22 protein-coding genes and 1 pseudogene are annotated in these 22,806 nt (G+C 54.5%); 12 read left to right on the forward strand and 11 right to left on the reverse strand.

Annotated elements, in window-relative coordinates:
* Positions 1-12: 12 nt before the first annotated feature.
* From ACMYSP_RS22640 to pth, 4 genes and pseudogenes are all read right to left on the reverse strand, one after another.
* Positions 13-1,782 carry a GmrSD restriction endonuclease domain-containing protein gene (locus ACMYSP_RS22640; protein WP_434584267.1) on the reverse strand — a complete coding sequence of 590 codons (1,770 nt, stop codon included), beginning with the start codon at positions 1,780-1,782 and terminating at the stop codon, positions 13-15.
* Between the two features lie 228 nt (positions 1,783-2,010).
* Positions 2,011-2,894, reverse strand: a pseudogene (locus ACMYSP_RS22645) (tyrosine-type recombinase/integrase); the annotation flags it as partial.
* 109 nt (positions 2,895-3,003) lie between these two features.
* Positions 3,004-4,098 carry a redox-regulated ATPase YchF gene (gene ychF / locus ACMYSP_RS22650; RefSeq protein WP_123754779.1) on the reverse strand — a complete coding sequence of 365 codons (1,095 nt, stop codon included), beginning with the start codon at positions 4,096-4,098 and terminating at the stop codon, positions 3,004-3,006.
* A gap of 117 nt (positions 4,099-4,215) precedes the next feature.
* Positions 4,216-4,800, reverse strand: coding sequence for an aminoacyl-tRNA hydrolase (pth, locus tag ACMYSP_RS22655; RefSeq protein WP_123754778.1), 585 nt, complete (start codon positions 4,798-4,800; stop codon positions 4,216-4,218).
* A gap of 271 nt (positions 4,801-5,071) precedes the next feature.
* Between pth and ychH the strand changes: the two genes are divergently transcribed.
* Together ychH and ACMYSP_RS22665 are read left to right on the forward strand one after the other, a co-directional pair.
* Positions 5,072-5,347, forward strand: coding sequence for a stress-induced protein YchH (ychH, locus tag ACMYSP_RS22660; protein ID WP_434584270.1), 276 nt, complete (start codon positions 5,072-5,074; stop codon positions 5,345-5,347).
* Positions 5,348-5,576: 229 nt separating this feature from the next.
* Positions 5,577-6,623 (forward strand): MerR family transcriptional regulator, encoded by a 1,047-nt coding sequence (locus ACMYSP_RS22665; protein WP_434584272.1) that lies wholly within the window; start codon positions 5,577-5,579, stop codon positions 6,621-6,623.
* On the opposite strand, the gene dauA is transcribed toward ACMYSP_RS22665, so the two are convergent.
* The 4 genes from dauA to lolB all read right to left on the reverse strand — a co-directional run bounded on the left by dauA (position 6,624) and on the right by lolB (position 11,016).
* The gene (gene dauA / locus ACMYSP_RS22670; protein ID WP_434584274.1) at positions 6,624-8,303 is read right to left on the reverse strand and encodes a C4-dicarboxylic acid transporter DauA; all 1,680 of its coding nucleotides are present in this window, start codon (positions 8,301-8,303) and stop codon (positions 6,624-6,626) included.
* Between the two features lie 123 nt (positions 8,304-8,426).
* The gene (gene prs, locus ACMYSP_RS22675) at positions 8,427-9,374 is read right to left on the reverse strand and encodes a ribose-phosphate diphosphokinase (protein ID WP_004863536.1); all 948 of its coding nucleotides are present in this window, start codon (positions 9,372-9,374) and stop codon (positions 8,427-8,429) included.
* A 179-nt stretch (positions 9,375-9,553) separates the two neighbouring features.
* Positions 9,554-10,405: a 4-(cytidine 5'-diphospho)-2-C-methyl-D-erythritol kinase gene (gene ispE, locus ACMYSP_RS22680; RefSeq protein WP_434587261.1), complete on the reverse strand. Its 852-nt coding sequence runs from the start codon at positions 10,403-10,405 to the stop codon at positions 9,554-9,556.
* Positions 10,405-11,016 (reverse strand): lipoprotein insertase outer membrane protein LolB, encoded by a 612-nt coding sequence (gene lolB, locus ACMYSP_RS22685; RefSeq protein ID WP_434584277.1) that lies wholly within the window; start codon positions 11,014-11,016, stop codon positions 10,405-10,407. The genes ispE and lolB overlap by 1 nt, the downstream gene beginning before the upstream one ends.
* Positions 11,017-11,286: 270 nt before the next feature.
* On the opposite strand from lolB, the gene hemA reads away from it, so the two are divergent.
* Genes hemA through kdsA form a run of 6 tightly spaced genes read left to right on the forward strand, consistent with a single transcriptional unit; the run spans position 11,287 to position 16,619 of the window.
* The gene (hemA, locus tag ACMYSP_RS22690; RefSeq protein ID WP_434584279.1) at positions 11,287-12,543 is read left to right on the forward strand and encodes a glutamyl-tRNA reductase; all 1,257 of its coding nucleotides are present in this window, start codon (positions 11,287-11,289) and stop codon (positions 12,541-12,543) included.
* Positions 12,544-12,586: 43 nt separating this feature from the next.
* Positions 12,587-13,669, forward strand: coding sequence for a peptide chain release factor 1 (gene prfA, locus ACMYSP_RS22695; protein WP_434584281.1), 1,083 nt, complete (start codon positions 12,587-12,589; stop codon positions 13,667-13,669).
* Positions 13,669-14,520, forward strand: coding sequence for a peptide chain release factor N(5)-glutamine methyltransferase (gene prmC / locus ACMYSP_RS22700; protein WP_434587263.1), 852 nt, complete (start codon positions 13,669-13,671; stop codon positions 14,518-14,520). Before prfA ends, prmC begins: the two co-directional genes overlap by 1 nt.
* On the forward strand, positions 14,517-14,909 hold the full coding sequence (sirB2, locus tag ACMYSP_RS22705) for an invasion regulator SirB2 (RefSeq protein WP_434584283.1): 393 nt from the start codon (positions 14,517-14,519) through the stop codon (positions 14,907-14,909). The genes prmC and sirB2 overlap by 4 nt, the downstream gene beginning before the upstream one ends.
* A gap of 3 nt (positions 14,910-14,912) precedes the next feature.
* On the forward strand, positions 14,913-15,725 hold the full coding sequence (gene sirB1 / locus ACMYSP_RS22710; RefSeq protein WP_434584285.1) for an invasion regulator SirB1: 813 nt from the start codon (positions 14,913-14,915) through the stop codon (positions 15,723-15,725).
* A 39-nt stretch (positions 15,726-15,764) separates the two neighbouring features.
* Positions 15,765-16,619: a 3-deoxy-8-phosphooctulonate synthase gene (gene kdsA, locus ACMYSP_RS22715; RefSeq protein ID WP_123754767.1), complete on the forward strand. Its 855-nt coding sequence runs from the start codon at positions 15,765-15,767 to the stop codon at positions 16,617-16,619.
* Between the two features lie 120 nt (positions 16,620-16,739).
* On the opposite strand, the gene chaA is transcribed toward kdsA, so the two are convergent.
* Positions 16,740-17,840, reverse strand: a complete 1,101-nt coding sequence (gene chaA, locus ACMYSP_RS22720) for a sodium-potassium/proton antiporter ChaA (RefSeq protein ID WP_434584288.1) — start codon at positions 17,838-17,840, stop codon at positions 16,740-16,742.
* A 264-nt stretch (positions 17,841-18,104) separates the two neighbouring features.
* Between chaA and chaB the strand changes: the two genes are divergently transcribed.
* Positions 18,105-18,335: a putative cation transport regulator ChaB gene (chaB, locus tag ACMYSP_RS22725; RefSeq protein WP_434584290.1), complete on the forward strand. Its 231-nt coding sequence runs from the start codon at positions 18,105-18,107 to the stop codon at positions 18,333-18,335.
* Between the two features lie 150 nt (positions 18,336-18,485).
* Positions 18,486-19,166 carry a gamma-glutamylcyclotransferase gene (locus ACMYSP_RS22730; RefSeq protein ID WP_434584292.1) on the forward strand — a complete coding sequence of 227 codons (681 nt, stop codon included), beginning with the start codon at positions 18,486-18,488 and terminating at the stop codon, positions 19,164-19,166.
* Between the two features lie 32 nt (positions 19,167-19,198).
* Here ACMYSP_RS22730 and ACMYSP_RS22735 read toward each other — a convergent pair whose 3' ends face one another.
* Complete coding sequence (locus ACMYSP_RS22735) at positions 19,199-19,441, reverse strand: DUF1883 domain-containing protein (protein ID WP_123754764.1); 243 nt, start codon at positions 19,439-19,441, stop codon at positions 19,199-19,201.
* A gap of 240 nt (positions 19,442-19,681) precedes the next feature.
* The gene (locus ACMYSP_RS22740; RefSeq protein ID WP_434584294.1) at positions 19,682-20,035 is read right to left on the reverse strand and encodes a DsrE/DsrF/TusD sulfur relay family protein; all 354 of its coding nucleotides are present in this window, start codon (positions 20,033-20,035) and stop codon (positions 19,682-19,684) included.
* Positions 20,036-20,101: 66 nt separating this feature from the next.
* Between ACMYSP_RS22740 and nasR the strand changes: the two genes are divergently transcribed.
* The gene (gene nasR, locus ACMYSP_RS22745; RefSeq protein ID WP_434584296.1) at positions 20,102-21,298 is read left to right on the forward strand and encodes a nitrate regulatory protein NasR; all 1,197 of its coding nucleotides are present in this window, start codon (positions 20,102-20,104) and stop codon (positions 21,296-21,298) included.
* A 251-nt stretch (positions 21,299-21,549) separates the two neighbouring features.
* A complete protein-coding gene (locus tag ACMYSP_RS22750) occupies positions 21,550-22,806 on the forward strand; it encodes an ABC transporter substrate-binding protein (RefSeq protein ID WP_434584298.1) in 1,257 nt (418 codons plus the stop codon).

Consider the following 22,806-nt stretch of genomic DNA (forward strand, 5'->3'; position numbering starts at 1 on the left):
TTTAGAAATAAATCAAAATCTTCTAAATAGGTCATTCATTGCTGCACCTGGTGTTACCTCTGCATTATGAGATAAGTGCCTCTCATAATACTTATTGTCATATGCTTCTGGTGAAATGCCTCTCTCAGCCCTGAAAATAAGTATTTCCTTTTCCTTATAGGTGAAATTTGAAAGTCTGTTTAATACTCTTTTTTTGAAATCATCGGATATCAACTTGGTTTTTCCGATGTAATCTTTTAGTTGCTTTAAATATTGTTCTATTCCGCCATGAAGAAAATCAGCTTCGCTATCGATACCAACTATAAACTTATTGTTATATTTTATATAGCTGCGTCTGAATTTCATTTCATGATCTTTGGCGTCAGATTCACTCTCTGCAACTCCAACAATAACAGTGCATTCTCCACTTATACTATTTGTCATTGCCGTTAATGTTTTTAATATTTTATCAACAAGTGAAAAGTTAAATTCTCGCTTGGTGTTTGATAGGGTCATTAATCCCATTTTGAAATCGTAAGACTGCTGTTCGGTTTTAGATTCATTAATGATATTTTCTATGTTTCTTATCCAGTTACCTGGCTCGAAAGTGTTGTCTTTTGATTTGATAAAGTGCTTTGAGATGATCCCCTTAGTTGCTTCAATTAAAGCCGTCCTTTCATCATTATGCCACTTTCGCCCGTTACCCATGATGGACTTATAGTGTTTGTCATAGATGCCTTTCAGAGAGGTATGTAGATCCTTATAGTTAGATACAGCCATTCCATCGTTGATGATAAGCTCATACATAGATAGGAATATAACTTGGAAGCATCTTGATGATTTTTGTTTTCTATCAGAATATATGGTTTCTGAAAAATTTCCCCTGTCATCTTTGAATACTTTATTCAATTCATCGAATATATAGTTAAAAGACTTAATGATAAAGTCTTCTTTGTATTTTTCCAGTGTACTAGCTAAGTTCTGATGCTCTCTCGTTGAAGCATCGTAAACTTTATTTAAATAGTCTGATGTCGTATGGCATTCTCTTGGTACTGATACATAACTCAATAAATGAGTTATCAACTCCTCATCTCTTGATTCTCTTATATCTTCTTTTCTTATAATGTCGCTTTTTACCCAGAATATGTCGTTTATGTTTATTCCGTAATTTAGCCTGTCATCACCAATGCTGATGTTTTTCATGTTTCTCAGTGTTACCACATCGGTTCTAGATGAATCCTTTCTAACGTAGTTAGATATTCTATTTATTGTTTCAGGAACTATTCCTAGTGATCCAGCCTGCCTTACATCCTGCATGGACAACCTTCTTCCTCCAGTGTTTATTCTCCTGAAGGTTTCATCTATAAAGGCTGGCGTGTTTATATGTGTTGTCAGAAATGGTATTTGATAGTTAAGTATTGCAGAGCAAGTTTTATTATCTAATATTGGTGTTTTTTGCAATAACTCCCCACTGTCTTTTTGTTTTTTTGTTAGAGATGTGGTTTCCAAATCAAAATACTTTCCATTTAAAGAAAAGTCACATTCAATGAAAGATGTAATAGCATTAAGTCGTTGCAACCCATCTAAAATCTCTAATACACCAACATCTGCACCACTTTCTTCTTGTTTAGACGTTAGTATCAGTGGTATCGGATACCCACTGGCAAGCGAGTCGATAAATTTTTCCTTCTCTTCAATAGTCCAAACCAACTTTCTTTGGTATCGACGATTAACGACCAATTTATTTTCCAAGTACAGTTCAAAAACTCGCTGAACTAGCTGCGGTGTGACTGCGGAACTCATCTTCATCTCCCTATCGTTGTTTATTATCTTGCCCGATTATAACCCGCGTGAGACTAAATAATCCATATCAGATATGAGCCAGCATGAGCGGGAGTTTTTGTAGCAAGAACAGAATCTTACATACTGTGACCTGCTCCCCGGAGATCAATTCATACTGTTTAAGCAACGTCTGCTTTTGGCACAAAGTGGACCCTGAGGAATGAGTTCTATCTCGTGGTTCACTAAGTGCTACTCGAATCCTGCTACCCATTTGTCCAACATATCAGCCCATTCCTGCATCATCACTTTACGCTCATCAAGATAAGTTGCATGGTTGTGTGTACGACGAACATTGTTGGTATCAGCGTGTGCAAGTTGGGCCTCAATAGCATCAGGTCGATAGCCCATTTCGTTTAAACGCGTACTTCCTGTAGTTCGGGTAGCATGGGGACTGTAAATGCCACTCCAGCCGAGGCTTTTAAGTAGCTGGTGCAGTGAGTGCGATGTCATTGGTCCTGGCGGATTATTTCTGCCCGGGAAAAGGTGCTGCCGATACCCGGTTAATCCCTGTGGTGTTCTGAGCATTTTGACAGCCTGGAAGGGTAGGGGAATAACGTGTTCTCTCCGGGCTTTCATCCGCGCTGTCGGAATGGTCCACAGGGCGTTATCAAGATCGAATTCTGTCCATTCAGCTTCGGGGGCTTCTGCAGGACACGCCAATGTCCACCACATCAACCACATGCATTAGTTAACCTGGTACGAGCCACGACTATTGTCAAAACAGCTTAATAACTTTCCGATTTGCTGAGGATTCAGTGCTTGTTTATGCGGTGTGTTATTGGCCGGAAGAGCCTTGCGCACAGGCCCATACAGGATCGCTATCAGCTCTAAGTGTCGCTACTGCCAACTCGAAAACTGATGAAATGGTTCGACGGGCTTCAGCGGCAACTGTCGGTGCTCCTCGTTTAGCCGTTTCCTGATGAATTTTAGAATGTGGCGTGGGGTGATCTCTCTGACCGGGAGTTTACCGATTGCGGGGAAAACCACTCGTTCAAGCATATCCAGTCGGCGCGTTTGGTGAGTTCGGCCCAGTCTTTCATCTGCAACCACTCTTTGGCGATCGGCTCAAAGGAGATGAACTAAGACACTATGCAATGAAAAATCCACGCAACCGCGTGGATTTTAAAAGGTTTGTTAATCCTCATGAGATTCAATGAAATCTCATGAGACAACAAATTTAATTTAGACGTTGAACAGGAAGTTCATCACATCGCCATCTTTAACGATGTAGTCTTTGCCTTCGGCGCGCATCTTGCCGGCTTCTTTCGCCCCTTGCTCACCTTTGTAGGTGATAAAGTCTTCATAGGCGATGGTCTGCGCACGGATAAAGCCTTTTTCGAAATCGGTGTGGATTTTGCCGGCCGCCTGCGGTGCGGTTGCGCCAACAGGGATGGTCCACGCGCGAACTTCTTTGACGCCTGCGGTGAAGTAAGTCTGCAGGTTCAGCAGCTCATAGCCTGCGCGGATCACGCGGTTCAGGCCCGGCTCTTCCAGACCCAGTTCCGCCATGAATTCATCACGGTCGGCGTCGTCCAGCTCTGCGATATCAGACTCAACTGCGGCACACACGGCGACCACGACAGAACCTTCGCCCGCGGCGATTTCGCGAACTTTATCCAGGTACGGGTTGTTCTCGAAACCGTCTTCGTTGACGTTGGCGATATACATGGTTGGCTTCAGGGTCAGGAAGCTCAGGTATTTGATGGCCGCCTTGTCTTCTTCGGTCAGGTTTTTCAGCGCGCGCAGCATACCGGCGTTTTCCAGCTGCGGCAGGCATTTTTCCAGCGCGGCCTGTTCGGCTTTCGCGTCTTTGTCGCCGCCTTTGGCTTTCTTCTGTACGCGGTGCAGAGCACGTTCGCAGGTGTCGAGATCGGACAGCGCCAGCTCGGTGTTAATAACGTCGATGTCGTCAGCCGGATCGACTTTGTTATTCACGTGGATGATGTTGTCATTCTCAAAGCAGCGAACCACGTGACCGATAGCTTCGGTTTCACGGATGTTGGTCAGGAACTGGTTACCCAGGCCTTCGCCTTTGGACGCGCCTTTCACCAGACCGGCGATGTCGACGAATTCCATGGTAGTCGGCAGAATACGCTGCGGTTTGACGATTTCAGCCAGTTTGTCCAGACGCGGATCGGGCATCGGCACGACACCGGTGTTCGGCTCAATGGTACAGAAGGGGAAGTTGGCCGCTTCAATACCCGCTTTGGTGAGCGCATTGAACAGGGTGGATTTGCCGACGTTGGGCAAACCGACGATACCGCATTTGAATCCCATGATTTAAATCACCTTAATCTTTGGATAATCAACCTGTTACAGGGAACAGATTGCAGAAAAGTAAATAGCTTTGCCTATTATACACGGTGCGCGGCAAAAATTCCGCACGGCGACCGGTTATTGCGCTTTAAAAGCGTGTAAACGGTTGGTCGCTTTGGTGAGGCCCTCTTTCAGCCAGACCTCGGTACAACGTGCCGCTTCGTCTACGGCCTCATCAATCAGTTTCTGTTCGCTTGACGGTGGTTTACCCAGAACAAAGCCAACAACTTTATTTTTATCGCCTGGATGGCCGATTCCGACGCGTAAGCGATGAAAGTTGGGGTTATTACCCAGCTTGCTGATGATATCTTTCAGACCATTGTGGCCGCCGTGACCGCCGCCGAGCTTAAATTTCGCCACGCCAGGTGGCAGATCCAGCTCATCGTGCGCCACCAGGATTTCATCCGGGTTAATGCGGTAGAAGGTCGCCATCGCCGCCACGGCTTTGCCGCTGAGGTTCATAAAGGTGGTCGGGACCAACAGACGGACATCTTCACCGGCGAAGTTAATCCGCGAGGTGTAGCCGAAGAATTTGCTCTCTTCGCGCAGCGGGGCGCGATGGCGGTCAGCCAGTAAATCTACGTACCAGGCACCGGCGTTATGGCGGGTGGCCGCATATTCTGCGCCGGGGTTTGCCAGGCCGACAATCAGTTTTATCGTCACTTTTCTATCCTGCTTGGGTCGTTCTCTGGCGCGTAGTGTACTGGTTGCCGGGGCGCTTGACAAAATTCTGCCCGTATTGCGACGAGGAAAACGATAATTTACCCACTGAACCATTAGAATTTGATGTTGTTCAGAGGGTTATTTGTAAATATTTGTTGTGCAGATATTGACTAATGTGATCGCTAACGCACTCATTGATTAGTTCATTGTCTATACTAGACCTATAAGTTTTAGGGATATTCCCTATGGCCCAAGGTTCCGGAGGTGACATATGAAACGCAGAAACGCTTCGTTACTCGGTAATACGCTGATGGGTTTAGGACTCCTTGTCATGGTGGTTGGCGTCGGTTACTCCATTTTAAACCAGCTTCCGCAAGTTGACCTGCCGCAGTTCTTTGCGCATGGCGCAGTGTTAAGCATCTTCGTCGGTGCGGTGCTGTGGCTTGCCGGGGCACGTGTGGGCGGCCATGAACAGGTCTGTGACAAGTACTGGTGGGTTCGTCACTATGATAAACGCTGCCGCCGTGACCAGCACCGGCACAGCTAACTAACGCATCCGTCGCCCGCGACAGGGCTTAAATTTAACGATTTTCTTATGCAGCCAGCGTCCTTCGGGTCGTTGGCTGTTTTATTTTGTGCTTATCCCTATAGCTGCCGAATAGATTCTCCTGCTGCCAGGTTGATACCTTCACGATAAAATGCCGTCACTTTTCCCCTTGACCCTGACGTAACGTCAGGTGGCAAGGTGGCGTCACTGGTCAACGACGGGAGCAGTTATGTTAATTCAGGTGGGTGAACTGGCAAGGCGTGCCGGCATGACCGTACGCACACTCCATCACTATGAACAAACGGGGCTGCTGATGCCGTCGGCCAGAAGCGCGGCGGGTTACCGACTCTATAACCTGGCGGCGGTGCAGCGTCTGCATATGATCAAGGCGCTGGCGCAGGCCGGGCTGGAGCTCGCCACTATTAAGGACTATCTGGATCAGGATTCGCTTTCGCTATCTGATTTGCTGGTGCAGCAGATCGCGACGCTGGATACCCAGTTGCGCACCATCAGTACGTTGCGTGAGCGGCTGGTGACCCTGCGCGATGAGCTGGGCTGCGGCAACGAGCCCGATCTTGAGTCCTGGCTACAGACGCTGGAGTTAATGAAAATGTACGATCGTTGGTTTAGTCCGCAGGAGTTGCAGGGGTTGCCGTTTGCTGAACAAGATGAGCAACGGAATCAGATCTGGCTGGCGCTGGTCGCAGAGGTGCGGGAGCTGATTGGCGAAGGGTGTCCGGAGGATGATCCGCGCGCAATGGCGTTGGCAACCCGCTGGATGGAACGTCTGGAACAGGATACCGCCGGGCGGCCGGAATTTCTGACCCGCCTGAACGAGATGCATGCGGCGGAGCCGCAGATGCGCGAACAGACCGGCATCACCGCTGATGTAGTCGACTACATTACCCGCGCCTTTGCCCAGAGCAAACTGGCCATCTGGGCGCGCTATCTCGATGCCGATGAACTGGCCTTTACCCGCGAGCACTATTTCGATCGCCTGATGGAGTGGCCGGTGCTGGTGGCGCAGCTGCACCAGGCCTGTCGCGATCGTCTTGACCCGGCATCGGACGCCGGCCAGGCGCTGGCCCGGCAATGGCTGGTACTCTTTCAGTCGTACGCCGGGACCAGCCCCGCGACCCAGCAAAAATTTCGGGTGGCGATGGAGCGTGAACCGCACCTGATGAAGGGGACGTGGATGACGCCGGAGGTGCTGAGCTGGCTACAGCAGGCGATTGGCGTGATGATGACGCAGGCGCGTACGCCCGCGTCACGGTAGTCAGATATCGGCCAGCGCGGCGGCGCGGTCCGGATAGAAACTCAGGCGTCCGGGGATCGGCTGGACGCCTGCCCGGGCCAGAGTGCGTAACGGCTGAAACTCGAGGTTTGAGACGCGCAGTTCACAACCTTCCGGCAGCTTGCTAACGAAGCGCTGGAAGGCATCCAGTCCGCCGGCATCCAGGACTGGCACCGCATCCCATTTCAACACCACGATACGTTTGCCGACGATCCGGGTTTCCAGGTCGGCAAACAGCCCTTCGGCGGCGGCGAAGAACAGCGGCCCGATGACCCGCAGGACCAGCACGTCGTCAGGTGTGTCTACATTAACCGGTGCCAGACGGGTCATGCGAGCGATACGGCGCATAAACAGCAGCGAGGCCAGCACGATACCGACGCTGATGGCGATGACCATATCAAACAGCACGGTCAGCGACATGCACATCAGCATCACCACGATGTCGTCTTTTGGCGCATGGCGCAGCAGATTAACCACTTTATGCGCTTCGCTCATGTTCCACGCTACCATCAACAGCAGGGCAGCCATTGCTGACAGCGGCAGCCAGGAGAGCAGCGGCGCCAGGACCAGCAGTGCCATAATCACCAGCAGCGCGTGGATCACTGCCGAGACCGGAGAGGTGGCGCCAGCGCGGACGTTAGCCGCCGAGCGGGCAATCGCCGCCGTTGCGGTGATCCCGCCAAAGAAGGGGGCAACAATGTTGCCAAGCCCCTGGCCGATCAGCTCGCTGTTGGCTTTATGCTTGGTGCCGGTCATGCCATCGAGCACCACCGCGCACAGCAGGGATTCAATCGCCCCGAGCATCGCCATCGAGAACGCTGCCGGCAGCAGCGCGTGCAATGACGCCCAACTGAGGGTAAAGTCGGAGCCCGGCATATCCCACGGCAGCACCAGCTGCGGCAGCAATTGCGGGATCCCGTTACCCTGGCTGCCATCAGCCAGTACATAGTGGAACTGAGAACCGATAGTGGCGACGTGGCCGCCGAACAGATTCACCACGCCCATCACCGCGCAGCCCGCCAGCAGGGCCGGCAAATGGCCTGGCAGACGAATGCCGAGGCGTGGCCACAGGATCAGGGTGCCGAGGGTGACGACGCCGATCGCGGCATCGCCAGGATTGGTGGTCGGCAGCGCCATCACCAGCGCCGACACTTTCTGCAGATAGTGTTCCGGAACGTGCGCTATCTGCAGGCCCAGGAAGTCTTTAATCTGCATGGTACCGATAGTAATACCGATACCGGAGGTAAAACCTAAGGTGACCGAAAGCGGGATATATTCAATGAGTCGGCCAAAGCGGGCCAGGCCGAAAAGAATTAAAAAGATCCCTGACATCAAGGTCGCCACCAGCAACCCTGCGAGGCCAAACTGCTGTGATACCGGATAGAGGATCACCACAAAAGCCGCCGTCGGGCCGGAGACGCTGAAGCGTGAACCGCCGGTAAGGGCGATAATAATCCCGGCTACCGCCGCGGTATACAGTCCGTACTGCGGCGCGACGCCGCTGCCAATGGCCAGCGCCATCGCCAACGGAATGGCAATAATCCCGACCGTTATGCCGGCAATCAGATCGCGGCTAAAGCGCGCGAGGGTGTACTTTTCTTTCCAGCAGGCATCGATGAGGGCGCGGAAAGGCATCACATGTGAGGAAAATAATCGGTTCACAATAATGTTTCATCCATGAGCGCATCATCTGTCAACGAATGGCAGGTGAAGGAGGCATTAATCATACAAATTGGGTTCGGAGACAAAAAAACCCGCCGCAGCGGGTTTTTTGGCCGGGCTCGATTAGTGTTCGAACATAGCAGAGATGGATTCTTCGTTGCTGATACGACGAATCGCTTCTGCCAGCATGCCGGACAAGGTCAGCGTACGAACTTTTTCCAGCGCTTTAATTTCCGGCGCCAGCGGGATGGTATCGCAGACGACGAATTCATCAATCACAGAGTTTTTAATGTTCTGGATTGCGTTGCCGGAGAAGATCGGGTGAGTCGCGTAAGCGAATACGCGTTTAGCACCACGTTCTTTCAGCGCTTCTGCTGCTTTACACAGCGTGCCGCCGGTATCGATCATATCGTCAACCATCACGCAGTCGCGGCCGGCAACGTCACCGATGATGTGCATCACCTGAGAAACGTTGGCGCGCGGACGACGTTTGTCGATGATCGCCATGTCGGTATCGTTCAGCAGCTTAGCAATGGCACGAGCACGTACCACGCCGCCGATGTCCGGAGAAACCACGATCGGGTTATCCAGATTCAGTTGCAGCATATCTTCGAGCAGGATTGGGCTGCCGAATACGTTATCAACCGGAACGTCAAAGAAGCCCTGGATCTGTTCTGCATGCAGGTCAACGGTCAGTACGCGGTCAACGCCGACGCTGGACAGGAAGTCAGCGACCACTTTAGCGGTGATTGGCACACGAGCGGAACGCACACGGCGGTCCTGACGAGCATAGCCGAAATAAGGGATAACAGCGGTGATACGACCCGCCGAAGCGCGACGCAGAGCATCAACCATAACAACCAATTCCATCAGGTTGTCGTTGGTGGGAGCACAAGTGGACTGGATGATGAAAATATCACCACCGCGTACGTTTTCATTGATTTGTACGCTGACTTCGCCGTCGCTAAAACGACCTACAGCGGCGTCGCCAAGAGAAGTGTACAGGCGGTTGGCAATACGTTGTGCTAGTTCCGGGGTGGCGTTACCAGCAAAAAGCTTCATATCAGGCACGAGAAGAACCTCAGGCATGCGTCCAGTGGTGGATGAAAAGCGCCAAAACTGTGCGGGCGGCACTAATCTATCCAGGCGGTGTATTTAATAGAGAACGATGCAACGTCTGGAACAGGGTGACGTTGTCACCGTTACTCAATTTGCCCGGCGTACGTGCGGTAATGGCGGCGAAAAGCCGATTACTTTAGTAGGGCTAGCTTGAGCGGTGAGACGTTAACGCCTCGTGCAACAAAGCTTTGTAGCCATTCCGGGGCTTGCTCTTGCACCTGACGAGCGGCAGATTCGGTGTCAAATTCAGCAAAGACACACGCTCCTGTGCCGGTCAGGCGCGACGGCGCATATTCTAACAGCCAGGAAAGCGCCGCATCAACCTCGCGAAAACGTTTTCTTGCGATAACCTCGCAATCATTGCGAAATTCACATTTTAGCAACGTACTTATTGACCTGACCGGGGTCGTTCGTGGTAGCTCAGGGTCGCGGAAAATCACCGGCGTTGGAATACTGACCCCCGGATGGGCAACCAGATACCACTTTTCCTCGGGCTCGACCGGGGTCAGCACTTCACCAATCCCTTCGGCAAAGGCGGCATGCCCACGCACGAACACCGGCACATCGGCGCCTAACTGCAGGCCCAGCGCCGCCAGCTCATCGTCAGAGAAGCCGCAGTTCCAGAGATGGTTGAGCGCCACCAGGACGGTAGCCGCATTAGAGGAGCCGCCGCCCAGCCCGCCGCCCATTGGCAGACGTTTGTCGATGCTGATGTCGGCGCCGCTGCCTGCTGCAAGCTGCCCACGATCGGCAGCGGCCTGCATCAGCAGCCGTGCGGCGCGCACGATCAGGTTTTCTTCGTCAGGCACGCCGGCAACCGGCGTCAGCAGACGAAGTTCGCCGTCCTGACGCGGTTCAATGGTTAACGTATCGCCATAATCGAGAAATTGAAACAGCGTCTGCAGCAGGTGATAACCATCGGCGCGTTGACCGGTGATGTACAAAAACAGGTTCAGCTTTGCAGGAGCAGGCCAGCGGGTCATCATTTCACAATCCAGTTATCCATTTTCAGCTTGATGCGCTGATTGCCGTTGTTCAACTCCATATTGGCCGGCAGTGCTGGCTGGGTATCGCTGGTGTAGCCGCCGTAGGTCACGTGCCAGGTTTTGCCATTTTGCGTGTAGTTCAGTTCGCTCAGACGGTATTTGTCGTCCAGCTTGTAATCTGTGGCGTCGCCCGGCAGGCCAACGATCCACTGGCGCAGGCTGTTCAGCGGAATCGGCATACCGGTCAGGCGACCGATCATCTCTTCGGCATCGGTCGCGGTGTAGGTCTGGCCCTTGTTATCAATCAGGGTCACGCTACCCGGCTGGGCCACCAGTGACAGCTCGGTGCTGCCCAGCGGGTTGGTCAGCAGCAGGCGATAGCGATCCTGGCCGGTTTGTTGCCAGAAAAAGCGGGCATACACTTTTTGCTCGTCGGAAAGCCAGGCGAAGGCGCCGCGGGTCTGGAACTGATTCAGTTGACGGACATCTTGCTGATGCTGACGCCACTGGGGGGAATCCGGGCTGGTAGCGGGGCCTTTCGGGGGGTTGATTGCACAGGCCGTGAGGACCAGGCTTGCCAGCGGTAACAGGCGGAGCAGTCGATTCATAATGTTGACAAATCCTTGATGTCTACAGTGAAATCCGGCGACGCAAGGGCGCCCACGATTTGTGTAGCAGGTTACAATTCTAACCCATAATGCTAGCGTTGCCCTGCGATAGCGTCTACGTTCAAATGGTCTGAAATCAAAAAATTACCGTTAATGGCTTTTACTCCCGTACCTATTACTCCAAAAGGGGAGCCTCTCTTTTATTGATTCCGCGCATCCTGTATGATGCGCTCAGACTAACCTTAGCAACGCTGGTACTACTCCCTCACAATGACCCTTTTAGCTCTTGGCATTAATCACAAAACAGCCCCGGTCGCGCTGCGAGAACGTGTAACGTTTTCGCCGGATACGCTCGATAAGGCGCTGGAGAGCCTGCTGGCTCAGCCAATGGTGCAGGGGGGCGTGGTGCTGTCGACCTGTAACCGCACGGAGCTATATCTCAGCGTTGAGGAGCAGGATAATCTGCAGGAAGTGCTCATCCGCTGGCTGTGTGATTACCACCATCTGAATGAAGAAGACCTGCGTAAAAGCCTTTACTGGCACCAGGATAACGATGCCGTCAGCCATCTGATGCGCGTTGCCAGCGGCCTGGATTCGCTGGTTCTCGGCGAGCCGCAGATTCTGGGACAGGTCAAAAAAGCCTTTGCCGATTCCAGCCGGGGTCACCTCAACGTCAGCGAACTGGAGCGGATGTTCCAGAAGTCGTTCTCCGTTGCCAAACGCGTACGTACCGAAACTGATATCGGTGCCAGCGCGGTTTCCGTGGCTTTCGCCGCCTGTACCCTGGCGCGACAAATCTTCGAATCCCTCTCCAGCGTGACGGTGTTACTGGTCGGCGCCGGGGAGACCATCGAACTGGTGGCGCGGCATCTGCGTGAACACCACGTGCGTAAAATGGTGATTGCCAACCGAACCCGCGAGCGGGCTCAGGCACTGGCCGAGGAAGTCGGCGCGGAAGTGATCGCGCTCAGCGACATCGGCGAGCGGCTGCAAGAGGCCGATATCATTATTAGTTCCACTGCCAGCCCGCTGCCGATTATTGGCAAAGGGATGGTCGAGCGCGCGCTGAAAGCGCGTCGCAACCAGCCGATGCTGCTGGTGGATATCGCGGTACCTCGCGATGTCGAACCGGAAGTGGGTAAGCTGGCGAATGCCTATTTATACAGCGTGGACGATCTACAGAACATTATTCAGCACAACCTGGCGCAGCGTAAAGCCGCGGCGGTCGAGGCTGAGTCGATCGTCGAGCAGGAAACCAGCGAATTTATGGCCTGGCTGCGCGCCCAGAGCGCCAGCGAGACTATCCGTGAATATCGTTCCCAGTCCGAGCAGTTCCGCGAGGAACTGACCGCGAAGGCGCTTGCGGCGCTGGAGCAAGGGGGCGATGCGCAGGAAATCATGCAGGATCTGGCACGCAAGCTGACCAATCGCCTGATCCACGCACCAACCAAATCTCTTCAGCAGGCTGCCCGTGACGGGGATGATGAACGCCTGCATATTCTGCGCAACAGCCTCGGGCTGGAATAGCGCACATTTCTCTCTTTTTTTAGGACAGGGTGAATTCACGCCTATGAAGCCTTCTATTGTTGCCAAACTGGAAGCTCTGTACGAACGCCATGAGGAAGTTCAGGCGCTGCTGGGTGATGCTGCGACCATCGCCGATCAGGACCGATTCCGCGCGCTGTCGCGGGAATACGCGCAGCTGAGCGACGTCGCCCGCTGCTATACCGAATGGCGTCAGGTGCAGGACGATATTGAAACCGCCCAGATGATGCTCGACGATCCGGAAATGCGCGAAATGGCGCAGGAAGAACTGCGCGACGCGAAAGCCAAAAGCGAAGAGATGGAGCAACAGCTGCAGGTGCTGCTGCTGCCAAAAGATCCGGATGACGAACGTAACGCCTTTGTTGAAGTCCGCGCCGGTACCGGCGGGGATGAAGCGGCGCTGTTTGCCGGGGATCTGTTCCGGATGTACAGCCGTTATGCCGAAGCGCGCCGCTGGCGCGTCGAGATCATGAGCGCCAACGAAGGTGAACATGGCGGTTTTAAAGAAGTGATTGCCAAGATCAGCGGCGACGGCGTGTACGGCCGTCTGAAATTTGAGTCTGGCGGCCATCGCGTCCAGCGCGTGCCGGCGACCGAATCCCAGGGGCGTATTCACACCTCCGCCTGCACCGTGGCGGTGATGCCGGAGCTGCCGGAAGCCGAAATGCCGGATATCAACCCCGGCGATCTGCGCATTGATACCTTCCGTTCCTCCGGGGCGGGTGGCCAGCACGTTAACACCACCGACTCGGCGATCCGTATTACTCACTTACCGACCGGTATTGTGGTGGAGTGCCAGGACGAACGTTCTCAGCACAAAAACAAAGCCAAGGCCTTGTCGGTGCTGGGGGCGCGTATTCGCGCTGCCGAAGTGGCTAAACGCCAACAGGCCGAAGCCTCCGAACGTCGTAACCTGCTGGGCAGCGGCGATCGTAGCGATCGTAACCGTACCTATAACTATCCGCAGGGCCGCGTCACCGATCATCGTATCAACCTGACGCTGTATCGTCTGGATGAAGCGATGGAAGGCAAGCTGGATATGTTGATTGAGCCGATCGTTCAGGAATACCAGGCCGATCAGCTGGCGGCGCTTTCCGAGCTGGAATGATGATATTTCAACAGTGGCTGGCCCAGGCGATAAGCCGCCTGAGTGAGAGTGACAGTCCGCGACGCGACGCCGAGATCCTGCTGGGGCACGTTACCGGCAAGGCCAGGACCTATATTCTGGCCTTCGGTGAAACGGCGCTGACGCCGCCCCAGATGGCGCAGCTGGAGACGCTGCTTGGCCGTCGTCAGCGCGGTGAACCGGTGGCTCACCTGATCGGTGAACGCGAGTTCTGGTCACTGCCGCTGCTGGTCTCTCCGGCCACTTTAATTCCCCGCCCGGATACCGAGTGTCTGGTCGAGCAGGCGCTGGCACGCTTGCCAGCTACCGCCTGCCGGATCCTGGATTTAGGTACCGGCACCGGGGCTATCGCCCTGGCGTTAGCCAGTGAACGGCCGGATTGTCAGGTGACGGCGGTTGATTTTATGCCTGATGCCGTGGCATTAGCCGCGCGCAATGCTGAACGCCTTGCCATCACTAACGTGACCGTGCTGCAAAGCCACTGGTTTGCAGCGCTGGCTGGGCAGACATTCTCGATGATTGTCAGCAACCCGCCCTATATCGACGAAACCGACCCGCATCTGGACCAGGGCGACGTGCGCTTTGAGCCGAAGACGGCGCTGGTGGCGGCCGATCACGGGCTGGCCGATCTCGCGCATATTATCGGCCACGGGCGTCATTTCCTGACCCCCGATGGCGTGATGTTGCTGGAACATGGCTGGAAACAGGGCGAGGCAGTTCGGGCACTGTTCCAGCAGGCGGGTTACCTTGATGTCGTGACCTGCCGTGACTACGGTGATAACGAGCGTCTGACGATCGGGCGATTTCCCGGCATGGAGAAGACCGCGTCATGAATCTGTTTAGCACGGTGCTGTATGTGCATATTGCGTGTGTGGTGATATCGGTCAGTTTGTTTGCCCTGCGCTACTGGTGGACCTACAACGGTAGTGTCCAGCTGAATCAACGCTGGGTGCGGATTGCACCGCACTGCAGCGATACGCTGTTATTCCTCAGCGGTGCCGGATTAATGGTCTTGACCGACTATCTGCCATTTACCGAAGACGGCTCATGGCTGACTGAAAAGCTGTTTGGCGTTATTATTTACATCGCATTGGGTTTTATCGCGCTGGGCCGTCGTCGTCCGCGCAGCCAGCAGAGTCGGTTTATTGCCTTTCTGTTGGCTTTGGTGGTGTTGTTCATCATCATACAACTCGCCATTACAAGAACACCGTTACTGGGGTAAGTCATGAGGTCATTAGCTGATTTCGAATTTAATAAAGCACCATTGTGCGATGGCATGGTCCTCATTTCGGAATTAATCCGCGACGATTTTCCGACGCACTATGTGCAGGATGAACTGGAGCGGCTGCTGGCGCTTGCGCAGGAAGAAATTGCGTCTTCGTGGGATCAGGAGCGCCAGCTGGAACGGCTGCTTGAGCTGTTCTACCACGAGTGGGGCTTCCGCGACTCTCATGGTGTCTATAAGTTGTCCGATGCGCTGTGGATCGACAAAGTGCTGATTAACCGCCAGGGCAGCGCGGCATCGCTCGGCGCCATCGTGCTGTGGATTGCCCAGCGTCTGTCGTTGCCGCTGGTGCCGGTTATCTTCCCGACCCAGCTGCTGTTACGTGCCGATCCTGAAACCAGCGAAGAGATGTGGTTGATTAACCCGTTCAACGGTGAAACCCTCAACGAGCACACGCTGGAAGTCTGGCTGAAGGGCAATATCAGCCCGGTTGCCGAGCTGTTTAATGAAGATCTCGAAGAGGCGGATAACGCTGAAGTTATCCATAAACTGCTCGACACCTTAAAATCAGCGTTGATGGAAGAGGGGCAGATGGAGCTGGCGCTGAGAACCAGCGAAGCGCTGCTGCAGTTTAACCCGGAAGATCCCTACGAAATTCGCGATCGCGGACTGATCTACGCCCAGCTTGAGTGCGACCATGTGGCGTTGCTGGATCTGAACTATTTTGTTGAGCAGTGTCCTGAGGACCCGATCAGCGAAATGATCCGCGCGCAAATCAACACGATTTCGCATAAACAAATTACTCTTCACTAATCTGGAATGAATCCGGTTACACCCTGATAAGGCGATCTTATGAAACAAAAAGTGGTTAGCATTGGTGATATCAACGTAGCAAACGACCTGCCTTTCGTCCTGTTTGGTGGGATGAACGTGCTGGAATCCCGCGATCTCGCGATGCGCATCTGCGAACACTACGTAACGGTTACGCAGAAGCTGGGCATTCCTTACGTGTTCAAAGCCTCTTTTGATAAAGCCAACCGTTCTTCCATCCACTCCTATCGTGGTCCGGGCCTGGAAGAAGGGATGAAAATCTTCCAGGAGCTGAAGCAAACCTTCGGCGTGAAAATCATTACTGACGTTCACGAAGCCAGCCAGGCGCAGCCGGTTGCCGACGTGGTTGACGTGATTCAGCTGCCGGCGTTCCTTGCGCGTCAGACTGACCTGGTAGAAGCAATGGCGAAAACGGGCGCGGTCATCAACGTGAAGAAACCGCAGTTTGTCAGCCCGGGCCAGATGGGTAACATCGTCGACAAGTTTATTGAAGGCGGTAACGACAAAGTGATTCTGTGCGATCGTGGCGCTAACTTCGGTTACGACAACCTGGTTGTCGATATGCTGGGCTTTGGCGTGATGAAGAAAGCGTCCAACAACTCCCCGGTAATCTTCGACGTGACCCACGCGCTGCAGTGCCGTGACCCGTTTGGCGCCGCTTCTGGTGGTCGTCGTGCGCAGGTTGCTGAACTGGCTCGTGCAGGTATGGCCGTAGGTATTGCGGGTCTGTTTATCGAAGCGCACCCGGACCCGGAACACGCAAAATGCGACGGCCCGTCCGCGCTGCCGCTGGCGAAGCTGGAGCCGTTCCTCAAGCAAATGAAAGCCATCGACGACCTGGTGAAAGGCTTTGATGAGCTGGATACCAGCAACTAAGACCACGTTGTAGAATGCGAAAAGCCTGCCCGTTGTAAAACCGGCAGGCTTTTTTTATGCCACTTTTGCAGGAGAGGCGTGGACTACCCCGGTCGGCAGTACGCCGCCGGGGCAAGAGCATCAGGCGAAAATTGTCATCAGATAGGCGGCAAACAGCGCCAGGTGTGCGGCACCGTTCAGCACATTGGTGCGTCCGGTGGAGAACGAGATATGGCACAGCACCAGCGAGGCGACCATCACAATCATTTCCGGGGCACCCAGACCAAAGTGCAGCTCATTCCCGGTTAAGAAGGCGATTAAGGTCACCACCGGTACGGTCAACGATATGGTGGCCAGCACCGAGCCGAAGAACAGGTTCATGGCACGCTGGACCTGATTGTTCAGCACCGCTTTCAGCGCTCCCAGCCCTTCCGGCGAGAGGATCAGCAGGGCCACCAGGAAACCGGTAAAGGCCACCGGCGCGTTCATGCTGGTCAGCAGCGTCTCAAGCGGGTTGGCGTTCATTTTGGTTACGGCGATAACCGCCACCAGGTGAACCAGCAGCCAGGCGGTGTGCCATGCGCTGCTGTGCGCAGATGGCTTGCCGTGGTGCGGGTCATCGTCGTCGCTGTCATCTTCATGCTCATAGATAAACAGGCTCTGGTGCGTTTTGGTCTGTATCAACAGGAATACGCCGTACATGGCGGCGGAAATCAGCGCCACCAGCAGTGCCTGACCGGTGCTGAAATTGGCCCCTGGCAGCGCCATCGGGAAGACCAGTACGATGATCGCCAGCGGGAAGAGGGCGATAAGGTACTGCTTAATGCCAAATAAATTCATGTACTGGGTGGCGAATTTGCGCCCGCCCAGCAGCAGCGAAAAGCCGACCAGACCGCCGGTGACGATCATGATGATCGAATAGAGCGTGTCGCGCATCAGCGTCGGGGCCGCGTCGCCGGTAGCCATTAAGGCGGAAATCAGGCTGACTTCAAGAATAACCACGGAAAGGCTTAAAATTAACGAGCCGTACGGCTCTCCCAGGCGGTGTGCCAGCACGTCGGCATGGCGGACTACGCTAAAGGCGCTACATAAAATACCCACCAGGGCCAGAATATTAATGCCGATAACCGCTGGCAGCGACTGACTACTTCCGAAGAAGATCAGCACCGCCAGCGCCAGAATCGGGAAAATAAGCGATGTCTCCTTGTGGCGGGTTTTCACCGCCTCATGTGCATGCGTCATGAACCATCTCCATTTTTGCAGGTGTTATAATTATAGATAACGTAAGTAGATAAAATAACAGACATTTTGCACTTTTAATTGCTTTTTTACTTAAATTTACGGCTATTGGTAACTAATGCCTTTAGATTGCCATAACTTATGATTATTTGTATTTTTCATTTATTATTCAGGTAATTACTAAAAAACATTCTGAATGATATCCCGCCTTGAAAACCCTGAATTAGTGTCCCAGACTTATGTTTTTACCATCATACTGAGGTGCATATGCCTTATCGCAATAAACAAGCGTTACCCGATAGCGTCCAGCACGTGCTGCCGGCGCATGCTCAGGAGATCTATAAATCAGCGTTTAATAGCGCCTGGGAGCAATATAAGCACAAAGCCGACCGGCAGGACGACGCCAGCCGTGAAGAGACGGCGCATAAGGTCGCCTGGGCTGCGGTCAAAAATGACTATCAAAAGGGAGACGATGATAAGTGGCATAAGAAAAAATAATCCCTCTTGCTGCTTCATCTGCTGCTCCGCGCCTTGCCAGCGTGCCATTCATTGCTTATTGTCGAGTAAAGCTGGATAATAATTCGGCAATATTACAAGGATGCCATCAGATAATCGCCGGGAAGCGGGCAGTGGCGGAGGTAGTAGAAAGTGTTAACACGTGATTTCTTAATCAATGCAGATTGTAAGACGGCGTTTGGTGCTATTGAGGAATCGCTACTCTGGTCGGCAGAGCAACGGGCAGCCTCGCTGGCTGCTACTCTGGCCTGTCGTCCGGATGCCGGCTCAGTTTGGATTTTTGGCTACGGTTCACTAATGTGGAACCCGGCTCTCGATTATCGCGAGTCCTGTACCGGTACGCTGCCGGGCTGGCATCGTGCCTTTTGCCTGCGGCTGACCGCCGGGCGAGGCAGCGCCTGTCAACCCGGGCGGATGCTGGCGCTGAAAGAGGGCGGACGTACCACCGGTGTGGCCTATCGGTTGCCCGATGAGACGCTGGACGAGGAGCTGACCCTGCTGTGGAAGCGGGAGATGATCACCGGTTGCTATCTGCCGACCTGGTGCAAGCTGGAGCTTGACGACGGGCGGACGGTCAACGCGCTGGTATTCATTATGGATCCGCGCCATCCGCTGTTTGAGCCGGACACCAGTGCCCAGGTTATTGCGCCGCTGATTGCCAAAGCCAGCGGGCCGCTTGGTACTAATGCTCAGTATCTTTTCTCGCTCGAACAGGAGCTGCGTAAACTCGGGATGCACGACGATTGCCTTGACGATCTCGTCGTCAAAGTGCGCAACCTGATTGGGGAAAGCAGCCAGCCTGGGCTGGCGTGACGTGTGCCCGGGAAAGCCCCGGGCAAGACTTATCAGGCGGGAACGTAGCTGATGGAGTGCTCCAGCGACTGACTGTGGCTGTCAATCAGGACGTTCCAGGTCCCGTTGTAAGGCACGGTTAAATACGCGCTGTCACGATCCTGGACGCTCAGAATATCCGCGTGGCTGTCGCCGGCGGCCTTCGCGCTCATCATATGAATATGGCAGCGTTCAGAGCACCGAACCACCAGCGTATCGCCACCAAATAACATCAAACTTGTTTTCACCATTGCCATTTACCCACCCCGTTGTTGTCTGTCTACAGCATCCTGCCAGCTCAATCCCGCGCGTGATATTGTTCACACTTTACTCAGTGCATAACACCAAATGGCACGTAGACGAATGCTGATTTTGATCAAAAAAAGGGATAAAGATTAAACAAAAATGATGTTCTGCCTGAAAGCATTCAGCTGGCATATGTTTTCGGTTAACAATTGGTGCCAGCATGATATTTAATTCCGCCAGAGGCGGCTTTTTCAGAAGGTGAGGACCTTATCCGCTTCCAGAGTCCACTGCGCCAGCTCAACCAGCGTGCCGATAGCGACTCCGTCAATCAGCGGCAGGGCGCTGATTCCCCGACCGTCAGTGCAGGTCTTACATAATTTCACCGGGACATTCTGCGCGGTGAGGATCTCCAGCATCTGCTGAATGTTATAGCCCTCAGCGGGCTTCTGCCCACGCAGACCGGCGGTGACTGCATCAGACATCAAAAAAAGCTTCAGGTCGAGTTCGGACTGCTGTTCGCGCAGGGCAATCGCCAGACGCAGGCTGTTAAACAGCGATTCGCTACCGTAAGCAGCGCCGTTGGCGACAATCACAATACGTTGCATAAAGACTCCTTGGTATAAGGCACGGTTATTGCTAGGTCTTGATAAAGCGTTAACTTGTGAGGGGATATGAAGAATACCACCGGTACCGTCTCTGACGCCAATCGCTGGTTTCACCGCGCGCGGCAGTTGCAAAACGAGCAGCTGCGCCAGCTTGCGCAGCTTGGTGCCCTGGCGAATCAGATCAGCGCCCTGGTGCATATGCTGCAGTGTGAACGCGGTGCCTCCAATATCTGGTTATGCACCGAGGGACGGCTGTATGCCGCAGAAGTCCGGGCAAGCAGCGCGCTGGTTGATGAACAGCTGATGGTGTTCCGCACCGAGCTGGAGCCCACCCAGGGGTGTGCCAGCAGCGCGCTCTGCTGGCGGATTGCCAGCGCGGTCTGGTATCTCGAGCAGCTCCCGCATTTGCGTGATGCCGTTGGCCGCCGCACGATTGTCGCCGAAGAGGCGACAAGCCAGTTTAGCCGCATCATCCGCCACCTGCTGAATATCGTACCGCAGCTTAATGACAGCATCGACGACCCGCAAATCGCCGGGAGCATGGTGGCGCTGTATAGCTTTATGCAGGGCAAAGAGCTGGTAGGGCAAGAGCGCGCCCTCGGGGCTTCCGGGTTTGCCCGTGGTCATTTCAGCGACGAATTACGCCAGCGGCTGGTGGACCGGATTGACGGCCAGCAGCCTTGTTTTGACAGTTTTGTCGCGCTGACCGGCGAGTCACAGCGCGAGCTGTTTCTGAAACAGTGCCAGGCAAGCCTGGAGATCGAACAGCTGCGGCGGATCGCCTGTACCCGTCAGCCGGCAGAAGATCGGGGAGAGACGGCGCTGCGCTGGTTCTGCGCCCAGACCCAACGGCTGGAGCAAATGCGCGGTCTGGAGGAGCACCTGATTGATGGCCTGCTCAACGCAGCCGATCGGTTGCTCAGCGGCGAAGAACCGCCGATGCCGCCCGCAGGCTGGTCGGAAGAGGACGAAGGCGACGGCGTCGCGCGGCGTCTCGACAAACAGCTGCTGCCGCTGGTTCGCCAGCAGGCCTTCGAGCTGCAGCAGCTCTCCGGGCAACTGGCCTCGTTAAAAGATGCGCTGGAAGAGCGCAAGCTGATCGAAAAAGCCAAAAGCGTGCTGATGGCGCACAAGGGAATGCCGGAAGAACAGGCCTGGCAGACGTTGCGGAAAATGGCGATGGATAAGAATCAGCGGATGGTAGAGATTGCCCGGGCGCTGCTGACGGTGAAAGCGCTATGGCAGGTAACTCCAAAGGAGTAGATGCACAATCAGTGGGCATTTATTGCCAGTCGACGGTGCAAATCGGGGGGCGTTCCAGGCAACAAGAGTGGTAAAAGCGCGTAAAACGGCCTGTGATAAACCTGGCATCCGCGTTGCATTAGATAATCCGAGTGAATAAAAGTTTTGGGCAACGGGCCAACGACGGTCCGTGTGTCCATGGATAAAGGCGTCCTGCAGTGCGTAAGCACTGCCGGGCGCTTTTTTTTTTGCGCGTTCTGGAGCGGGTGGGTATGGGCGATAAATTTTCGATTTCACGGCGGCGTTTTTTACAGGCGGGGGCCGCGTTGGGCGGTGCCATGTTATTGCCTGGCATGATGCACGGCGCGTGGGCAGCGGGCTCCGATAAACCGGAGCAAACCACCGTCCGGGTGGGGTTTATTCCGCTTACGGACTGCGCGCCGATAGCCATCGCGTCATTGAAAGGATTCGATAAGAAATATGGCATTACCCTGGTGCCGACTAAAGAGGCCAGCTGGGCGGCGGTGCGCGACAAGCTGATCGCCGGTGAGCTGGATGCGGCGCACATCCTTTACGGTCTGCTGTATGGCCTGGAGCTGGGGATCGCCAGCAAGCCGCAGTCGATGGCTAACCTGATGACCCTCAATCGCAACGGGCAAGCCATCACGCTCTCCAGCGATCTGCAGCAGAAAGGGGTGACCGACCTCGGCGGGCTGAAACGGCTGATTGGTCAAAGCGCACCGGGTAGCTACACCTTTGCCCACACGTTTCCCACCGGGACCCACGCTATGTGGCTGTACTACTGGCTGGCCAGTGGCGGCATTAACCCGTTTGACGATGTGCGCAGCGTGGTGGTGCCACCGCCGCAGATGGTCATGAACATGCGCATTGGCAACATGGTCGGTTTTTGCGTCGGCGAACCGTGGAACGCCAGGGCGATCAACGATCGCATCGGCTTTACCGCCGCGACCTCTCAGGACGTCTGGCCTGAACACCCGGAAAAAATTCTCGGCACCCGTAGCGAATGGGTGGAGCGCAATCCCAACACCGCGCGTGCGCTGGTAGCGGCGGTACTGGAGGCTTCACGTTGGATCGAGGCCTCTGAAGACAACAAGCGCGAGACGGCGCGAATCCTGGCGAAACGCGCGTGGCTGAATACCAAAGAGCAGTACCTCGTCGGGCGCATGCTCGGAGAATACGACAACGGGCTGGGGCGTCGTTGGCAGGATGCCCACCCGATTCGCTTCTACGACCAGGGGGAGGTGAGCTTCCCGTGGCTCTCGGACGGCATGTGGTTTTTAACCCAGTTCCGCCGCTGGGGATTGCTGAAAACGGAGCCGGATTATCAGGCGGTGGCGCAGCGCATCAACCGCATTGACGTATGGAAAGAGGCGGCGCAGGCGGTGGGGGGGATCACTCCGCCTTCGAGCCTGATGCGCAGCAGCACATTGATGGACGGCACGGTCTGGACGGGGGCCGATCCGCAAGGTTACGCCCGTAGTTTCGCGATTCAACGTAAGGGGGCATGA

Origin of the sequence: Klebsiella sp. R390, assembly GCF_051131745.1 — a bacterium.
In the GTDB taxonomy this organism is placed as follows: domain Bacteria; phylum Pseudomonadota; class Gammaproteobacteria; order Enterobacterales; family Enterobacteriaceae; genus Klebsiella.

Bases quoted from the DNA above. Each gene is read 5' to 3' on its own strand.
- ACMYSP_RS22750 (WP_434584298.1), top strand. From the start codon at position 21,550: ATGGGCGATAAATTTTCGATTTCACGGCGGCGTTTTTTACAGGCGGGG.
- ychH (WP_434584270.1), top strand. From the start codon at position 5,072: ATGAAACGCAGAAACGCTTCGTTACTCGGTAATACGCTGATGGGTTTA.
- prfA (WP_434584281.1), top strand. From the start codon at position 12,587: ATGAAGCCTTCTATTGTTGCCAAACTGGAAGCTCTGTACGAACGCCAT.
- ispE (WP_434587261.1), bottom strand. From the start codon at position 10,405: ATGACCCGCTGGCCTGCTCCTGCAAAGCTGAACCTGTTTTTGTACATC.
- ACMYSP_RS22735 (WP_123754764.1), bottom strand. From the start codon at position 19,441: ATGGCAATGGTGAAAACAAGTTTGATGTTATTTGGTGGCGATACGCTG.
- nasR (WP_434584296.1), top strand. From the start codon at position 20,102: ATGAAGAATACCACCGGTACCGTCTCTGACGCCAATCGCTGGTTTCAC.
- chaA (WP_434584288.1), bottom strand. From the start codon at position 17,840: ATGACGCATGCACATGAGGCGGTGAAAACCCGCCACAAGGAGACATCG.
- ychF (WP_123754779.1), bottom strand. From the start codon at position 4,098: ATGGGATTCAAATGCGGTATCGTCGGTTTGCCCAACGTCGGCAAATCC.
- ACMYSP_RS22665 (WP_434584272.1), top strand. From the start codon at position 5,577: ATGTTAATTCAGGTGGGTGAACTGGCAAGGCGTGCCGGCATGACCGTA.
- ACMYSP_RS22640 (WP_434584267.1), bottom strand. From the start codon at position 1,782: ATGAGTTCCGCAGTCACACCGCAGCTAGTTCAGCGAGTTTTTGAACTG.
- kdsA (WP_123754767.1), top strand. From the start codon at position 15,765: ATGAAACAAAAAGTGGTTAGCATTGGTGATATCAACGTAGCAAACGAC.
- sirB2 (WP_434584283.1), top strand. From the start codon at position 14,517: ATGAATCTGTTTAGCACGGTGCTGTATGTGCATATTGCGTGTGTGGTG.
- lolB (WP_434584277.1), bottom strand. From the start codon at position 11,016: ATGAATCGACTGCTCCGCCTGTTACCGCTGGCAAGCCTGGTCCTCACG.
- chaB (WP_434584290.1), top strand. From the start codon at position 18,105: ATGCCTTATCGCAATAAACAAGCGTTACCCGATAGCGTCCAGCACGTG.
- hemA (WP_434584279.1), top strand. From the start codon at position 11,287: ATGACCCTTTTAGCTCTTGGCATTAATCACAAAACAGCCCCGGTCGCG.
- sirB1 (WP_434584285.1), top strand. From the start codon at position 14,913: ATGAGGTCATTAGCTGATTTCGAATTTAATAAAGCACCATTGTGCGAT.
- ACMYSP_RS22740 (WP_434584294.1), bottom strand. From the start codon at position 20,035: ATGCAACGTATTGTGATTGTCGCCAACGGCGCTGCTTACGGTAGCGAA.
- prmC (WP_434587263.1), top strand. From the start codon at position 13,669: ATGATATTTCAACAGTGGCTGGCCCAGGCGATAAGCCGCCTGAGTGAG.